This window comes from Gaetbulibacter aquiaggeris (assembly GCF_044003965.1).
Taxonomy (GTDB): domain Bacteria; phylum Bacteroidota; class Bacteroidia; order Flavobacteriales; family Flavobacteriaceae; genus Yeosuana; species Yeosuana aquiaggeris.
Genome location: NZ_JBAWKC010000003.1, coordinates 358,897 through 375,875 on the forward strand (window position 1 = coordinate 358,897; position 16,979 = coordinate 375,875).

15 protein-coding genes are annotated in these 16,979 nt (G+C 28.9%); 1 reads left to right on the forward strand and 14 read right to left on the reverse strand.

Features of this window, described 5'->3' with window-relative positions; translation table 11 throughout:
* Positions 1–19 precede the first annotated feature (19 nt).
* The 14 genes from V8G56_RS10835 to V8G56_RS10900 all read right to left on the reverse strand — a co-directional run bounded on the left by V8G56_RS10835 (position 20) and on the right by V8G56_RS10900 (position 14,252).
* Positions 20–2,686 carry a GNAT family N-acetyltransferase gene (locus tag V8G56_RS10835; RefSeq protein ID WP_395438471.1) on the reverse strand — a complete coding sequence of 889 codons (2,667 nt, stop codon included), beginning with the start codon at positions 2,684–2,686 and terminating at the stop codon, positions 20–22.
* Position 2,687: 1 nt separating this feature from the next.
* A complete protein-coding gene (locus tag V8G56_RS10840; protein ID WP_395438472.1) occupies positions 2,688–3,332 on the reverse strand; it encodes an acetyltransferase in 645 nt (214 codons plus the stop codon).
* A 27-nt stretch (positions 3,333–3,359) separates the two neighbouring features.
* On the reverse strand, positions 3,360–3,974 hold the full coding sequence (locus V8G56_RS10845) for a sugar transferase (protein ID WP_395438473.1): 615 nt from the start codon (positions 3,972–3,974) through the stop codon (positions 3,360–3,362).
* A 31-nt stretch (positions 3,975–4,005) separates the two neighbouring features.
* The gene (locus V8G56_RS10850; RefSeq protein ID WP_395438474.1) at positions 4,006–4,671 is read right to left on the reverse strand and encodes an acetyltransferase; all 666 of its coding nucleotides are present in this window, start codon (positions 4,669–4,671) and stop codon (positions 4,006–4,008) included.
* 43 nt (positions 4,672–4,714) lie between these two features.
* Positions 4,715–4,963 (reverse strand): acyl carrier protein, encoded by a 249-nt coding sequence (locus V8G56_RS10855; protein WP_395438475.1) that lies wholly within the window; start codon positions 4,961–4,963, stop codon positions 4,715–4,717.
* A gap of 3 nt (positions 4,964–4,966) precedes the next feature.
* Positions 4,967–6,463 carry an AMP-binding protein gene (locus tag V8G56_RS10860; RefSeq protein ID WP_395438476.1) on the reverse strand — a complete coding sequence of 499 codons (1,497 nt, stop codon included), beginning with the start codon at positions 6,461–6,463 and terminating at the stop codon, positions 4,967–4,969.
* 18 nt (positions 6,464–6,481) lie between these two features.
* A complete protein-coding gene (locus V8G56_RS10865) occupies positions 6,482–7,579 on the reverse strand; it encodes a hypothetical protein (RefSeq protein ID WP_395438477.1) in 1,098 nt (365 codons plus the stop codon).
* A 2-nt stretch (positions 7,580–7,581) separates the two neighbouring features.
* Positions 7,582–8,187, reverse strand: coding sequence for a sugar transferase (locus V8G56_RS10870; RefSeq protein ID WP_395438478.1), 606 nt, complete (start codon positions 8,185–8,187; stop codon positions 7,582–7,584).
* Between the two features lie 151 nt (positions 8,188–8,338).
* Positions 8,339–9,229, reverse strand: coding sequence for a phenylacetate--CoA ligase family protein (locus tag V8G56_RS10875; RefSeq protein WP_395438479.1), 891 nt, complete (start codon positions 9,227–9,229; stop codon positions 8,339–8,341).
* 414 nt (positions 9,230–9,643) lie between these two features.
* A complete protein-coding gene (locus V8G56_RS10880) occupies positions 9,644–10,138 on the reverse strand; it encodes a sugar-transfer associated ATP-grasp domain-containing protein (protein ID WP_395438647.1) in 495 nt (164 codons plus the stop codon).
* 6 nt (positions 10,139–10,144) lie between these two features.
* The gene (locus V8G56_RS10885) at positions 10,145–10,291 is read right to left on the reverse strand and encodes a hypothetical protein (protein ID WP_395438480.1); all 147 of its coding nucleotides are present in this window, start codon (positions 10,289–10,291) and stop codon (positions 10,145–10,147) included.
* A gap of 435 nt (positions 10,292–10,726) precedes the next feature.
* Positions 10,727–11,662, reverse strand: a complete 936-nt coding sequence (locus V8G56_RS10890) for an SGNH/GDSL hydrolase family protein (RefSeq protein WP_395438481.1) — start codon at positions 11,660–11,662, stop codon at positions 10,727–10,729.
* 5 nt (positions 11,663–11,667) lie between these two features.
* The gene (locus tag V8G56_RS10895) at positions 11,668–13,077 is read right to left on the reverse strand and encodes an MBOAT family O-acyltransferase (protein WP_395438482.1); all 1,410 of its coding nucleotides are present in this window, start codon (positions 13,075–13,077) and stop codon (positions 11,668–11,670) included.
* Positions 13,078–13,097: 20 nt separating this feature from the next.
* Positions 13,098–14,252, reverse strand: a complete 1,155-nt coding sequence (locus V8G56_RS10900) for a glycosyltransferase family 4 protein (RefSeq protein WP_395438483.1) — start codon at positions 14,250–14,252, stop codon at positions 13,098–13,100.
* A gap of 533 nt (positions 14,253–14,785) precedes the next feature.
* On the opposite strand from V8G56_RS10900, the gene V8G56_RS10905 reads away from it, so the two are divergent.
* Positions 14,786–16,759, forward strand: a complete 1,974-nt coding sequence (locus V8G56_RS10905) for a NosD domain-containing protein (protein ID WP_395438484.1) — start codon at positions 14,786–14,788, stop codon at positions 16,757–16,759.
* The last annotated feature ends 220 nt before the right edge of the window (positions 16,760–16,979 follow it).

Here is a 16,979-nt window from a genome sequence, read left to right on the forward strand (position 1 = left end):
TACGTTAATTATCATATGTTTATCGGTTGTGAAATCTATAAAGTGGAAAAAAATAATTTTTTAGTTCTTCTTTACGTGTGTTAGTGAAATTTTCTATATGATTTTCACAGAGTTCATTATATGCTTTATTATCAATTATTTTTCTGCCTGTATAAAATATAGCATCCTCTTCTTTTGGAAAAAAGGATTTTTTACTTTTATATAAACCATCATAATCCTTTTGTCCACCGCCTAAAATATAATGTTTGAAGTTGTTATTTATACCCCATTTTATAATTTCTACTCTTAAAAAATCATTTGGTCTTTTATCATAATGCATGGCATCTGTACCACCAAGAAAAGCAAACATAGTGTTCTTGTTTTTAATGATAAGTTCGGCAGAAATAGGAACATCTTCCACATAGGCAAAAGCTATTACAAAATTACTAATATTATTAAGTATTAAATTTTTGAAATAATCTAAGGGGAAAAAGTATATAGATTTTGCATTATTCCTCAACATGGTTCGAGTATAAATTTCATAAAAATCAACAATAATATTATCGGTAATATCATTATCATTAAAAATTTTAAACAAGAGGTTATATGATTGGGCTTTGCGATAATTATTTCTAACTTTCGGGAGAAATATGTGCCATTGTTTTTCAAATTCACTAGGTAGTTTACCTGTCACATTTAAAAGAGTACTAATCAACAAGCCATTGTATCCTTTATGGTTATTGTTTAAGCTAAAACGTATAAACTCTGTAACAATATGGTTATTTTTATACCAATTATCCACTTCTTTCCAAAATGCCTTTAAATCTATTTCATCTATATTTTTAGTGTATAATGGCCCACTATATCCATAAGGAGTAATAGCATCAAAATAATTTATTCCTTCTTTGACAGACTCTATTCTCCTTAATATTATAGGCATTATTATGTGATTAGAATCATGGGTTTTAAAATGAAAATATTTTAAACTGTTTTTGTCATTTCTAAAATACTTTAAATGTTCATAGGTATAATAAATATTATTGTGCCAATGCTCTTTCAATAATTTATCGTATTCTTTAAGATTATGACCATTATTCAAGTTAACAACTTTAAAATTATGTTCTTTTTGTTCATGACCTTTGTTATTAATCAGATCATCATATATGATTTTGGATAAAAAATTAGAAAGCCAAATGATTCTTCCACAATGCTCAACGTGCCAAACAGCTTTATTATCTATAACATTTCCGGCTAACATTGGCCCCATTACATGCAAGTCTTTATGGGCTTCTAACGTTTCATTTACATGAAACCCAATTCTTGATTCGTTTGGAATACAATATTCTTTTTTAATTAAGTTTCTATGGAGTAAAGGGAGGTGTTTATTATTTAGGTTCATACTTCCCACACAATTAATAATAATGTGAAAAGGAACTTCATGTGCTTTCTCTTTTTTGGTGCTTGTGTCTAAATAAGTTAAGCTATAATCTCCATTTTTATTGTTAAGTTTTAAGTCTTTAAAACGTCCTGAGATATGCTGAAATCTTTTTTGTCTTTTTAATTCTGCAATAACATTTGAATAATGCGTTCCTGCACAGCGCTGCCTTTTGCCAATATTATTTCCATATTGAGTTGCGAATATTTGAAGTTCTTTAGTACTTAGGCCTTCTAGTAAAACTCCAAAATATCTTGAAACTATATCAACAGTTGATGCTGCACCCAAATTAATTTTGTCTGCAAAATCAAGGTCTTTAAATGTTGCCTCAGCAATTAATTTAGCTGTTAAATTCTTTTCTTTTTTCAAAGAATTTAAATGACTAGGAAAAAATTCCTTTTGTCTTTTTTTATCAATTACAGAGTCTGGTGTACTTCCTAATGTAGATAAAAAAGTAAAATAAATAGTGTTGTTATTTTCATTAAGAAAATCATTTATTTTATAAGTTAATTCAAGTGCACTAGCGTTTGCACCAACTATTAAAATATTTGTAGGTTTATTCGCCCTTTGATGAATAAATTTGTCTATTTTATCCAAAACAACTCTCAATTCAGGTTTGTAAGGATTATTTATAAACATTAAATTTTCATCTTCAATTAAATCTTTGTTTTTCCATAAATAATTTATTGGTAGGGAACCTACAGATAGGATTACTTTTTTTGTTTCAATTTCAGATTTATCTTGAAGTATGATATTATAAGAGCTATTGTTTTTTTCTATATCTACAACTTCTCCTCTTATAAAATTAACAGCAATAAGCCCATTTTCTGTTAGCGCAGTTATTTTATTATTTACTCTTAAATTAATATAACACCCAAAAAAGCGTCTTGGTATAAATAATTCTTCCCAATTATTGTTTTGAATATTTTCTTTATTTTCAAGAAGCCACTTTTTTGATAAATCGCCGCCTTCTTTTTCAAATTCATCTAAAAGCCAAGTCCTATTTATATTTAGCCATTTTATAAATAAACTGAGTTCTGGTTCAATTAAAAAATTTCTTAAAGAAGTTATTAAAAGTGTCGAAAACCCTGATCGCGTTCCATATGGAACTCCCAGATTGAACTCTGAATATTCCTCAATAATATTAATTACTATTTTATGTTCTAGTTTCTTATGATTGTCTAAGAGATCTAAGAAATTTATAATACTAAAAGAAGTAGAAATCCCAGAACCAACAAAAGTAATGTCAGATATTAATTTATGTTTTTTCAATTTAATTGGGTTTTATATTCTTAATTATTTTACCAGGATTACCTACTACTACCGAATAATCGGGGATGTCTTTTAAAACTATTGTTCCGGCTCCAATAATACACCACTTACCAATTTTAACTTTAGGAATAACTACGGCTCCTACCCCTATATGAGAACCTTCTCCAACTTCTACATGACCACATAAAGCTACTTTTGGCGAAATATGAGCAAAATCTCCAATTTTATTATCATGATCTACACTCGCCCCTGTATTGATAATAACATGCTTTCCTATAGTTGTGTTTGGTTGAATTATAGCTCCTGCGAAGATAACGGTTCCTTCACCCACGCTTGATGCATCTGATATGATTGCAGAATGATGAATGGCTTTTTCATAATTGCATTTTAAAAATCCCGCAATTTCTGCCCGTTCAGAATTTACACCTACTGCGATTATTACAGGTGCTCCATCATGAGGAAAGTTTTTTACGTCTTTTCTTGCACCAATTACAACATTTTTAGATGCATAATGAGCAGTTTTAGGTTTATCATCAAACGTTTCAATAATATCGAAGCCATTCGCTTCTAAAACCTCTATTATAACCTGTGAATGGCCACCAGCACCATAAATTCGTACTTGTTTTTTGGTAATTGATTTTTCCATTTTATAACGTTTTAATTTGTCTATAAATTAATGAGTATTATTATTGCCTTTCCATGCAGGCATAGTCATATTTTCATTTGTGTTAACGCCATCCTTTTTAAAAACTTTTAATACAGTCAGCAATAAAATTTTCACATCTAAACTAAAACTTAAATTTTTAACATACCAAACATCATATTCAAACTTTTTATTCCAACCTATAGCATTTCTTCCCTGTACTTGTGCCCATCCAGTAATACCAGGTTTTACATCATGTCTGGTTTTTTGAATATCGTTATAAAGAGTAAGATATTCAACTAATAAAGGTCTAGGTCCTACTAAACTCATATCACCTTTTAAAACATTTATAAGTTGTAAAATTTCATCTATCGAGTATTTTCTAATAACAGCGCCAATAGCAGTAATACGACTTAAACTATGCTCTTCATTATTTGAGTTTTGTTTTAAATCGGTCATCGTTTTAAACTTAATAATTTTAAATATACGACCATGTTTACCAGGTCTTAATTGAAAAAAGAAAGGTTGACCATTATTAGTAAAAATTAATAATACAATTATTGTTATAATAATTGGAGATAAAAGGATTAAACCAATTAGTGAAATTAAAAAGTCAAAAATATTTTTTAAAAATAATTTATACATTATTTAATATTAATTGTTAAAAGATCGGCTACTATGTTAAATACAATTCTCCATTTTCTCGTTTTCTTATTTTTATTGCTGGTACCCCATAAGCAATTATATTGTTTTCAAAATCTTTTACAACTAAAGAACCTGCACCTATAATTGTATGGTTACCAATTTTAATATTGTGAATTAGGGTTGAGCTAATAGATACTGAGGAAAATTTACCAATTGTAACATTCCCTCCAGTAGTTGCATTGGGTGCCAAACTAGAAAACCTCTTCATTAAACTATCATGTCCTAAAGATGACTTTGTATTAAGAATGCAAAATTCTTCTATGATTGCATCTGAATTAATTATAGTTCCAGCCATTATTACGACTCCTTGCTTTATTTTAAATTTATTATATAAAATTGCATCAGGGTGTATAGCTGGTAAAAACTTAAAGTTGGGAGCCAAAGATTTTATAAGGTCCCTAACTTTACCTCTTGACCAATTATCTCCAATGGCAATTATTCCTCCAATTATCTCCTGATTTTTCATCAGTTGAGGAATTAGATTTTCATTACCTAAAATTGAATATCCCATTATCTTCTCATTATGGGTTTTATAAGAATCAATAAGTCCAATTATTTTATATTCATTGCGTTTTTCAATGATATCAATTATAACCTTTGCATGACCGGATGCACCTATTATTACAATTTTTTTCAACTTTTTGTATTGGGTTTAAGTTTTTATAAAGGTATTGAAATTACTAATTCATTGACAACTCAGACTCTATACTGTTTAATAAGTCTCCAATACTATTCATATTCATTAAATCCATTAATTTAAATTTAATATTAAATGTTTTTTCTATTTCAGATATAATCATCATATGTGTAATAGATTCCCATCCATCTACATCATCCGCTGTGGTTGTGTCGGTTAATTTAAAATTATTATGTTCCAAAATATTTGAAAATGCGGTAGTTACTTTTACTAAAATTTCCTCTCTTGTCATCTTTTAATTTATTTCAAAATGTTTTCTTAATTCCTTTCTGTCAATTTTTCCATTAATACTGTGTGGAAATTCTTTTACAAATTTAACATGCATTGGTACCATATAATTTGGCATTTTTGATTTCATATAATCAAACATGTCATTAGTGTCAAAAGGTTCAGATTCTATAGCAAGCCCTAATTCTGCATTTCCTAAATTATTAAAAATATCTAAAGCAACTATATTTACTTTCTTTTTTGATTTCTTTTTGGCATGAAATTCTATTTCAGACAACTCAACTCTATATCCTCTGATTTTTACTTGAAAATCTGCTCTACCTACATATAAATAATCGCCTTCTTCATCTTTAATACATAAGTCTCCTGTTTTGTAATACCTAATCTTTTGATTTGGCTCCACTCTAGTAAAAAAACTAATTTTATTTCTTTCTTCATTTTTCCAATAGCCAGGTGTAATTTGTGGGCCTCCTAAGCAAAGTTCCCCCGTTTCACCTAAGGGTACTTCTTCATTATTTTCATTTACTACAAGATATAAAGTGTTTTTCTGAGGTTTGCCAATAGCAATAATTCCATTATGTGCTTTTGTATTGGTTTCCTTGTGGTATGGATAATAGCCACTATATACAGTAAATTCAGTAGGACCATAATAATTAAAAATCTTGCAATTTGGTAAACAGTTGCTCCATTCTTTTGCTATGTCGCTATGTAAAGCACCACCACCAAAACTGCAGTAACGAACGGATTCTTCATTAATTTCAGGAAAATAGGGGCGTAGATAATTTATAATAGATGGTACCATTGTCAACACGGTAAGCTTTTTTTCTTTAATAAGTTTAAAAACATAAAAATATTTAATAGCTTCCTTTGGAATAGTGTACATACATGAACCTGATAATATAGGGAAAAGGTATGTAACTACAGAGAAATCAAATGTTAGTTCAAACATTTGAAGGCATTTGTCTGTATTATTTAGATTAAAATCTGGTTCTGAATCAATAGCGTCAACTAAAGCTTGTAAATTATTAAACGTAATAGGAACTCCTTTTGGACTCCCTGTGGTACCCGATGTAAACAAAATATAAGCCAAATCTTCACCAGAAAAAGGTTTTGGACTTAAATCTGGATAAAGATTTTTTAAGGTTGAAGAATTAATAACCTTAAAGTTCTTGTAAACAGTTTTTTTTGAAGAATCAATTATGTATTGAGTTTCGGTAGATTTAAAAACATGAAGATTCCTATCTAAAGGCACATCAGGGTTTACTGGTACATAAGCTTTTCCTTCTAACCAAAGCGCTATAATGCTAGCATAGGTTTGGATATCATCATTGGTTACTAAACCAACAAGTTTTTCTGATGCTTCGATAGTATTTACAATAGCGTAACGTATTTTTTTTATTTCGGTCTCAAAATTCTTATAAGTATGAAACACATTATTAATACATAGTACATTATTATTTGTATTAGATAAAATAGAGTTTTGTATGTTTTGTATAAAATTCATGTTACTTACTATACTGTTTTAGTAAAAATGGCCATCTCTATTATAGAGGTTAACTTCTTCTGAATTTAACTCTAAACTATTATGCGCTAATCCATTTTTTAAAGATTTATGAGTAAAAACTGTTATAAAACGATTTTTTATATTTTCGGCTAATTTTGTGTCATCTGTAAATATATATTTTGCTTTTTTATTGATAAAATTCTCAACTAGCGCATCTATGCACACATTATAATTTTCTTCTTTTTCAACTAAAAAGTATTTTACATTAAATTCATTGTAATTAATAATATATGAAAGAAAGCCAATAATTTTATTGTCTTCAATAATATTTAAATTATACTGATAAATATTATGACTGGTTCCTATTTCTATGGATTTATAAAGGAATTTATTTGTTACAGGCGTTTGAGTATATTGCTTATTATCCAAATGCCAACTCACGTAGTCCTTGGTTTTATATATTAAATCATTTTGGCATAGCGGCTCAATAAAACCCCAAGTTTTTTGGTCAATTTCATTTATATATTCGTAAAATACTTTATTTACAGTGTTTTTAAATTTTAAATTATTAAAAAAATTAATGATAGAATATATAACCCTGTCTACCGCTACTAAAATAAACTTAAATGGTTTCAAAAACTTAAATTTACCAATAAGCATAGAAGGGTCAGCACTTAAAAAAACTGTATACCTATATCTTGATTCAATTATGGTAAATGGCATTTTTTTATAAAAAGAGTCAATATGCTCTGCATAGGATTTTATTAAAATTCTATTATTTGTCAGCTTTAAAGCTTCATGAAATGTATAAGTTCCTAAAATGGCATGTTCGTTTTTTGGATGAACCCACCATGAGACCATCCAATACACTTTTTTGAAGTTGTTGTTTTTTAGATTTAAATAGTCGGGGACTAATAAAATGAATGAAAGTATTTGATTATTAGCCGTTGTAATTACACCACAATAATCATCGTCTTCAATTCTGGGGTTTGTCAACATCCATTGCGCTTTACTTTTAGGCATAGGAGCAAGGTTCCCTTCCCAATAGGTATTTTGATCAATACTTTCTCTGAGCATTTTTTTGGTAAGCCCTAATACATTTAAATCTTTATTCATAATTAATTTTTACCATTAAAATACTCAGATGTTAATTCTTCAGATAGGTTCACATCTTTTCTTTGTAGCACTTTTATTAAGGTTAGTGTTAATATTTTAAAATCTACCAAAAAACACATATTTTCAACATACCAAACATCAAATTCAAATTTCTTATTCCATGAGATAGAATTTCTTCCATTTACTTGGGCCCACCCTGTAATACCTGGTTTTACATTATGGCGCTTTTTTTGAATGTCATTATAAAATGGTAAATATTCCACGATAAGCGGTCGAGGGCCAATTAACGACATATCTCCAATTAATACATTAAAAAGTTGAGGGATTTCGTCTAAGGAATATTTTCTTATGAATTTCCCAATAGCTGTTAAACGATCGTTGTCAGGAAGTAAATTACCTTTTTTATCCTTAAAATCATTCATTGTTTTAAACTTAATAATTTTGAATATCTTTTCATTTTTGCCAGGTCTACTCTGAAAGAATAAAGGTGATCCTTTGATGGATACTGTTAAAATAAATGATACTACAATTAAAATGGGTGATAGTAAAATTAATCCTATAAGAGAAAAAATGATATCTAATAATCGCTTTAGTACGCCTTTATACAAATCACTTGTTTTATTTATTATTTGATTTAAATACTAATAATAATTCTAACCAAATATATTGTTTTAAGAAAATAATGAGCTTTTATATTAATTAAAAACGTTCTCTTTTATTGTTTTATCGTTGAGTTGCTTGTTTTATTTAGGGGTATAACTATTTTTTTAAATAATCATTTAAAGTCGTTTTTCTTTTACCCGAAGCTAATAAAGGAATTTCATCAACATATTCTATTTTAATTTCTGCGTCTTTTCCTAAGTAATCCTTAAAGTCCATTAGTATTTTTTTTTCTTGATTAAATACATTAGTGACATTTAATTTTAAAATGTATTTCTTTGCATCCTCTTGAATCAATTGACTTTGTTTAATTCCAGGATAAGAATAATTACTAATCATCATAAATGATGAAACGATGTCTCCTTCAGTATTTAAAATGGCATCCATTTTTCTTCCTTCAACAGTTTTCAAAATAGGAGGGGTGCAATTATAATCAATTACACCTAAATCACCAGTATCATATCTTATCATAGGTGTGCAATAATTAAACAAATCTGTAATAACAATGCGTCCAAGTTCACCAGATTTAGCCAGAACATCTTCATCTAATTTAAATATTTCTATATAAAAGCTAGCCCAGTTTATTATAAAATGCTCTGTATCTATTTCTTGCTGTGCGATAATTCCATTTTCCATATTAGAATATCTGGAGACTACTGGAGCATTAAAATAATTTTTTAAATTGTTTTTAGTACTCATGCTAAGGCCTTCAGAAATAGCTATTATTCCGGCAACCTTGTTCTTTGAGTGTTTAGGCTTTTTGGGATCTAAATAATTACAAACCTGATCAAAGGCTGATGAATAACCTAGCCAATATATATTTGATTTTTCTTTTTTAACTTTATCAAATAACTCATGAATATGATTTTTATTAAGTTTTAAAACTTCGATTTGTCTTATGTTTTGGAGCAGGCATATTAACTTGCTTTTTTTATAATATGTATTCCAATGACGGAAATAAAATAACTTAAAGCCAATTTTAAACCCCACCTTTTGTGAAAAATATAGGGTATCTGCTGTTGTTCTTAAAACTTTATTTCTATTATGTTTTATTTTTAATATGGCGCCAGTAGATCCACTTGTACAAATGTGCTTGTTTTTTTATTAATATAAATCCAGGATTCAAATTCAATTGGATTATTTTGAATACTGTTTTTATTTATTATCGGAAAATCGTTTAAAGTTTTATAATTATTATACTTTCCATAATATACTGTTGTTTGTGTGGCATGCTTTAGTATTTTTTCCAAATAAGTGTCTCAAATGTTTTTCGAAGATGCATAATCACTTAGTATTTTATTAAAATCATTAACATGTTTTCTTATTTTAGATCCATCAAGAAAATCTAAAGTCCAGAAAGACAAATACCGTAAATATTCTAATAAACGTATTATTACTTTCATCTTATTTTTTGATTTCTTCTAAGATTTCTTGAATTAATGGATGCTTACAATAACCGCCATACGCTATATCTGAACCACGCAAACCAGGATTGTGGTTTCCTTCTATAATTAGAGGACCAGTGGGTGTAATAGCGATATCCCAGCCAACAATTCGATTTGGAAAATAAAAAGCAAATTCTTTTACTAAGTTTAATGCTTCCTGAAAATAAGGAATAATAAACCCTTTAAATTTAAAATGCGTATTTGGGTGCTCAAAATAGGTTGCAGCGCCCTTAGAAACCTCTTGTCTGCCAACGCCTTGTAATTCACCGGTTTCGTTGTTCACAGCAACAGCAAAACCACCTTTTGATGTGTTGTCGATAATACTGGTACCAACACCAAAACGAATGAAGGTAGATACTATATGAACAGTATTATTTTTATCGATATAGTGAACCATTCGTAAGCTGTTTATAGCATTAGGGTGGATTTGACTTAAAAGAGGATGTTGTTCGATATAATCTTAATATATATAAGAGGTATTTAACAAAATATCTGAATACTTAGTCATTTGTTTTTCAATATTTTCGATGGTAAGTAAAATACATCCAGAGCCGCCAATCCCATCAATAGGTTTTAAGAAAATTTTTGTGTTATTAACCTGGCTCATTGCACGTTTAAAAAAAACAAATAATTCTTCTCGATTCAGTATTAAATGATTCTTCTTATTTAAAACAAATCGATTTTTTAAGTTATAACCTATTAATTTTTGCTACGGGCAAATTATGATTATTGCAAATTAATTTAAAACTCAGTTTATTATTTAATAAGGCTGAAATTTCGGAAAAAACAATATTTTTAGAATCAAGGATACTATTATGTTCTTTGATACTTAAATACTGCTTATAATCTTTGATTTCTTTACGATATAAAAATTTCCTAAAATAGTCTGTTGGTAAGGTCTTTTTTATCCAAGAAAAATGTATAAGTTCTATTAAAATTTTAAAAAAATGTTTTTTATCCGGATCCTTTATAAATACGTTTAAATGTTTAATTCTTGAGATCATGAATGGCTATTATATAATTGTACAACGATATTATGAAATTAATCTATAACATTGATTAGTTCTGCAACGGATTTAGTAAAAATCCTTGCGCCATTATCATTTAGATGAGAAGGGTCGTGAAATAAATCATATTGATTGATATAGGCTGGCGAATTTAAAAAATCAAAAAAAGGAATTTTTTCTAATTTAGAAATTACTTTTATCATTTTAAATGATTCATTTTCAGAAATGCTTCTTTCGATTAAATTGGGGGACGTCACAAATACAAGTTTAATATTATTTTTCTTTGCGGTTAAAATAAAATCTTTAAAAGCGGCAACAAAAACAGGGTCAATTTCCTGGATGTATTCTTTCTCAGAATTATCCTTTTCGTAAAAAGCAACTTTATTTAATGTCATAACGCCGTCCAGCGGACGATAGCCTTTATAATCAATCTGTGGTGATATATAATATCTAATAGCATGTATAAGTGTAGAATTTGTTTGGTAGGATTTAAAAAATAATTTAAAATCCATGAAGCTTGAATTTAAACTTAAAAAAGATCTTAATTCATTTTTGAATTCAGAATAGTAGGGGTGTAAATCACTGAGTCTATTATAAGCGGCATTGGATTTATAAAGAAAATTTTCGTCAATATTTAAAACAATTAACTCAGGAACCCTTCTTTTTAAGATCATTTTTTGAAAAGCGGCATGGAATAATAACTGCTGACCCTCAGCACCCACGTTGTAACATGTTTTTAATAATTCCTTTTCCATTACCTCAGGCACATAATGTCTGTGCGCATGAGAACTACCAAATATAAGTATATCCTCTTTAGCCTCTTTTATAGCATATGTAGATCTATAAAATTTACCTGTTTTTTGTTCATAAAATATTTTTTTTGAAATTGAACCGAATAAAAAGTCTACAATTAAAAAGATAATTATAAATTTTAAAATTTGCCTTATTGATAATGTAAGTTCAGACTTCATGTGCTTCAAAATTGAAAATAAATAAATTGACTTTCTTCAAACACACCTAAGTATAAAATAATAAAGATTACTAAGGCATATCCTGTTAATCTAACAATTTCAAATTTATTATTAGAAATTGAAAACAACGTATTGAAAAACTCTTTCTTTAATTCTATAAACACTAAAATCCCAATAGCTAAAATTGTGTATATTGATGCCGTAACATCGTCACCACTCCCAATATAAAGGCTTCCAGGGGAAGTGAAAATTTTATTTATTATATAAACTGCGTTTTCTAAATTGTTTGCTCTAAAAAATATCCAAGCAAAATTTACTAAAATGAATGTTACTAGTATATTTATTATGCCAGTTCTCTTTGGCCTAAAAATTAAGGCTTCAATTATTAAATATACACCGTTTAGTGCACCCCAAATAACAAAAGTCCAGTTTGCACCATGCCATAGACCACTTATTAAAAACGTGATAAAAAGGTTGAAAAGCCAGCGGCTTTTTTTTAAACGATTACCACCTAAAGGGATATAAACATAATCTTTAAACCATGTTGATAATGATATGTGCCATCTATTCCAAAATTCACCAATGGATGCTGAAAAATAAGGTCTGTTAAAGTTTGTCATTAAATTTAATCCAAACATTTTTGCAACACCAATGGCTATTAACGAGTATCCTGCAAAATCTCCATAAATTTGAAACGAAAAAAACAAAGTGGCAGCAATAAAACTTAGCCCATCATGATTTTCAATATTATTATAAACATGATTGACATATATTGCCGCTCTATCGGCAACAACGAGTTTTAAAAAAAAGCCCCAAATCATTAATTTAAGGCCCGAAGAGAGCGCTTTATGCGTATAGGTTCTTGTACTTAAAATTTGAGGCAATAAATTTGAGGCTCTTTCAATGGGTCCAGCAACCAATTGAGGGAAAAAAGAAACAAAAGAAGCAAACCCAATAAAGTCCTTTGTTGGTATAAGGGTTCTTTTATATATATCTATAGAATACGATAATGTCTGAAAGGTGTAAAAGCTAATACCTACTGGTAATACAATTTTTAAAGTCCAATTATTTTCAATGGTATATCCTAATAATGCCAACGAATCTATCCAGGATTCAATAAAAAAATTATAATACTTAAAAAATCCTAAAAGACCAATATTGAATAAAAGGCTTATTAATAGCCATCTTTTTCGTAACGTTTTGTCTTCGGCTTTATGTAATTGTAATCCTACATAATAATCAACCAAAGTACTTGTAGCGATTAAAGCTAAAAAGCGATAATCCCACCAGCCATAAAAAACATAACTACTTACCAGAAGTAGGATGTTTTGCCATTTTATTTTTTTTGATAAGAGCCAATATAGAATGAAAACTGTAGCTAAAAAAATAAAAAAGTCGGTTGAGTTAAATAGCATGTAATTTGCGGCGTTTTAAATTATTTTAAACTCTGGTATTCCTCTAATATGGCTTCCCAAACTCTTCTACGCTCAAACTTTGAAACAATATTTATTCTTGAATTAATACCCATTTGGGCAGCTTCTTCTCGATGTGTTAAAATGTATTTCATACCATTATAAATAGCCTCATCGTCTTTTACAGGGATAATTAAACCATGTTTTTTATTATCGATTATTTCATTACAACCATTAATATCAGTAACAATACTGGGCAATTGCATGGCTCCTGCTTGTAAAACAACATTGGGAAATCCTTCGCGATAACTTGGGAAAATTAAGGCATTCGATATTGCAAAATAAGGGCGTACATCGTCTACCCATCCAGTGGAAATAATGTTCTTATTATTATTTATAATGTCCATCGATTTTGGTAGAAGTGGATCCAATTCATTCTCATAAGTACCTACAAGCAATAGTTTAATCTTTTCATGCTCAAGGTCCATTTTATCATAAGCAAGTAATAACTCGTTAATCCCTTTATCAGAAACTAATCTACCGGTGTAAACAAAAACAAAATCATCATCTGTTATACCAAAACTAGATCTAAATTTATGTGTTTCAATATCATCAAAGATTTCTGGATTAAAATAAGAGGTATCAATCCCGTTTGAGCTTCCGTTAGCAATCACTTTTAATTTGCTTTTATGAGTAAAGTTGTTTTCTAAAATGATATCTACCAGTCCAAAAGCGTTTGGGTATATTTTTGTGGCACATTTATAGGTTACCTTTTCTACGGTATTCAGTAAACGTCGTTTAAACCCCGTTGCTTCAACAAGGGGTAAGCCAGCAATGGTATGTAATCTATGAGGAACTCCGGCTAATTTTGCAGCTAGCATAGATAAGGTACCTGCTTTGGGTGTATGGGAATGTACAATAAAGGGTTGTTCTTTTTTAAACAATTTATAAAGTTCCCATAAGGCATATAAATCTTTAAAAGGGGTGATTTTTCTGGTCATTTCAATGGGGAACGTTGGAATACTTTCAGATTCTGAAACAACATCCAGTTCATTATTTTTTCCTTTTGAAGAAACAGCTAGTATATCAAAATAACTGGACATAAAAGCTAGTTGCCCTTGCAGTAAGCCGCTTAATGACAAAGGGACTGTCGTAATTCTAATTATTTTTTTTTTCATAAAAAAAATTAATCCTATTGACCTAATTTATTGGTAGCGCACAAATATATTAAAGTAATTTTGTGCACTCATAATTTTTCCCTTTTAATACAAAGTTTTCAGTTTAAGTGTTTTTTTAGTACTCAAGTTAAAAATTAATCATCCATAATTTCAATTAAACCGGAGCATAAGCAAAGATGAGAATGGTTTAGTTTAAAACGTAACCAAAAGTTAAAAATTAATTACATCTATTAGATTCTTTGAAATTATGGTGCTATCTAAATTCCTCATAATAAATTTATTAATAGTTATTAACAAGTTTTTTCTACTTCTTAGATTCGTCATATTTTTGTGTCCTAAAAAATCTAAAACTATTTTTTACACGTAAATAGGGTAAATTAACTATTAAATAACATCTTATCGATAAAAAACTACACTTTAAAGATTAATATTCCACTTGACCCAGTATTTCGTCGAATATATTAATTGTTTAAACGATAAATATGTAATAATTTTTAATTTTGAAATATGATTAACCCCAAATTTATGATTTTATGAAGACTGTTGTAAACCCTATGTTATTTGTTTTTCTTTTGATGCTCTCTACAGTATCTTGTAATAATGAAGAAATTTTTGTAGAAGACCTTGTTGAGGTCATTGACGATACCCCTGCAGATCCAGATGCTCCTGCTGAAGACACCAATTCAGAAACGAATAATGTCACAACGCCTTGTGATTTTACTTTAAATGCTGTGCAACCGGGTGACAATGTTATTATTAATTGTTTGATGGATCTTGGTGGTCAAACCATTACGTTGCCTTCTAATGTAACTATTATCTATGAAGGTGGAGACATTATAAACGGAAGCCTTAATTTCTCTGATAATTCTATCATTTCTGGTGAATTATTAAATTCTACGGTTATACTAGGAGGTGCCAACCCTCAAATTAAAGACGCAGTTTTTAATTTTGACCCCAAACGTTGGGGTATTGTTGAAGGAGAAACTACATCAGAGATAGCTTTGAGAAATAATAATATATTAGAAAAAATTATGTTTACCGTTAAGGATTTAGGTGTTAGTACCTTTAAAATAGATAAATTAGATGCTTATTTTGAGGTATCTAAATTAACGAGTACAACAACTAATCAGAATTTTTATGCAATGATTGAATGTGTAAATATTCCTTCAGATTTTAATTTAGAAATGACAGACAATACGATACTTAGAGTGTTTCCAACAACTCGAGTAGGCTCTGCAACTCTTTTAGGTATTTTTGAAGCAAGTAATGTAACAATAAAGGGAGGTGTATTATATGGAGATCGAGATCTTCGCCAATATTCTGGTCCTAATGTTGAAGATGGTTCGCATCTGTTGACTATAAGATCCGGGAGTAATGTTATATTGGATGGCATTAAATTTACTATGGGATCAATAGGTGGTTTAAATATAAATTCTCAAGGTTTTTCATTTAATCCAGATTACGATCCGACAAAGAATGTTACTGTAAAAAATTGTGTTTTTGACAAAATTAGAATGATTTCACTTGCATTAACCGATGGACGTGATATTCTTATAGAAAACAATGAGTTTATTGATACAGCACAGTCTACTCAAAATTCAGATGGAGGAGTTGTAGGTTATGCCATAGATATGGAGCCAGTTAGAGATAGAGATTCGAATGGAGAATTGAGGTATTATCAAAGAGTTCAAGATATAACAATAAGGGGAAATAAAGAAAGAGGAAGTAGAATTGGAGCATTTACAATTTATGCTGGAGACAATATAATTATTGAGAATAATGATTTTGAAAATGTAGTAAGTTATAGTTATGCATCTAATTCGAAAATTAGAAATAATACATTTACTGCTGGAGACGGTTCTAATGGTACGGCAATTTTAGCTGCTGGATTTGGTGAAACAGTATTTAATAATGAAGTGTCTGGAAATGAAATAAGTGGATATAGTACAGGTGTAACAGTGTACAATGGTAAGCTGAAAATCTTTGATAATATAATGACGAATAATTTTAGAGGAGTTGTAATGGACAACGTTGACGACATGGAAGTATATAGTAATATAATTAATTCTAATCTATCTAACAGTAATGGATTTACATTTCAGATTACTAGGGCGAATAATATTAATATATATGATAATGAAGTAAATGTGGTAGGGCTTCATATAAGAGCAGTTGACTTAAATCAAAACTTCGACGATCAAAATAATAATATATTATTTGATAATAATCAATTTATTTCATCTGCAGTTACTCAATTTTCAAAATCTACAGGTTTAACTTTACGTAATAATCTGTTTAAAGGTAGAGTACAGATAAGTAATTCAAATAAATTAGAATTTGAAAGTAATACGATTATTAGCCCTGATGGCCATGGTATAGCAATTGGTGATACTAGTAATAATATTATTATAAGAAACAATGATATTAGTAGACCTACAAATTTTGAATGTATTTATGATAAGGATAATACTCAAAATTTAGGCATTTCAAATAATACTTGTGATTAGTATTATTGAGTCGCTCTAAAACTGGTTGACAGTCTTATCATAAAATAAAAAACCAGAGAAATATTGATTTCTCTGGTTTTTATATGTATTAACAAATACTTTTTAAAATGATTGATAATAAATTCGAATTTAATCGGTTATTTGAAAGTTTATTTGGAAAAACTAGGTGTTTTTATAAAATGCTAATGTTTACTTTTTCCAATAAGCTTCCTCATTTGAA

Coding starts and splice junctions, on each gene's coding strand:
- V8G56_RS10840 (WP_395438472.1), bottom strand. CDS start 3,332: ATGGAAAAATCAATTACCAAAAAACAAGTACGAATTTATGGTGCTGGT.
- V8G56_RS10845 (WP_395438473.1), bottom strand. CDS start 3,974: ATGTATAAATTATTTTTAAAAAATATTTTTGACTTTTTAATTTCACTA.
- V8G56_RS10855 (WP_395438475.1), bottom strand. CDS start 4,963: ATGACAAGAGAGGAAATTTTAGTAAAAGTAACTACCGCATTTTCAAAT.
- V8G56_RS10860 (WP_395438476.1), bottom strand. CDS start 6,463: ATGAATTTTATACAAAACATACAAAACTCTATTTTATCTAATACAAAT.
- V8G56_RS10865 (WP_395438477.1), bottom strand. CDS start 7,579: ATGAATAAAGATTTAAATGTATTAGGGCTTACCAAAAAAATGCTCAGA.
- V8G56_RS10885 (WP_395438480.1), bottom strand. CDS start 10,291: ATGAGCCAGGTTAATAACACAAAAATTTTCTTAAAACCTATTGATGGG.
- V8G56_RS10890 (WP_395438481.1), bottom strand. CDS start 11,662: ATGAAGTCTGAACTTACATTATCAATAAGGCAAATTTTAAAATTTATA.
- V8G56_RS10895 (WP_395438482.1), bottom strand. CDS start 13,077: ATGCTATTTAACTCAACCGACTTTTTTATTTTTTTAGCTACAGTTTTC.
- V8G56_RS10900 (WP_395438483.1), bottom strand. CDS start 14,252: ATGAAAAAAAAAATAATTAGAATTACGACAGTCCCTTTGTCATTAAGC.
- V8G56_RS10905 (WP_395438484.1), top strand. CDS start 14,786: ATGAAGACTGTTGTAAACCCTATGTTATTTGTTTTTCTTTTGATGCTC.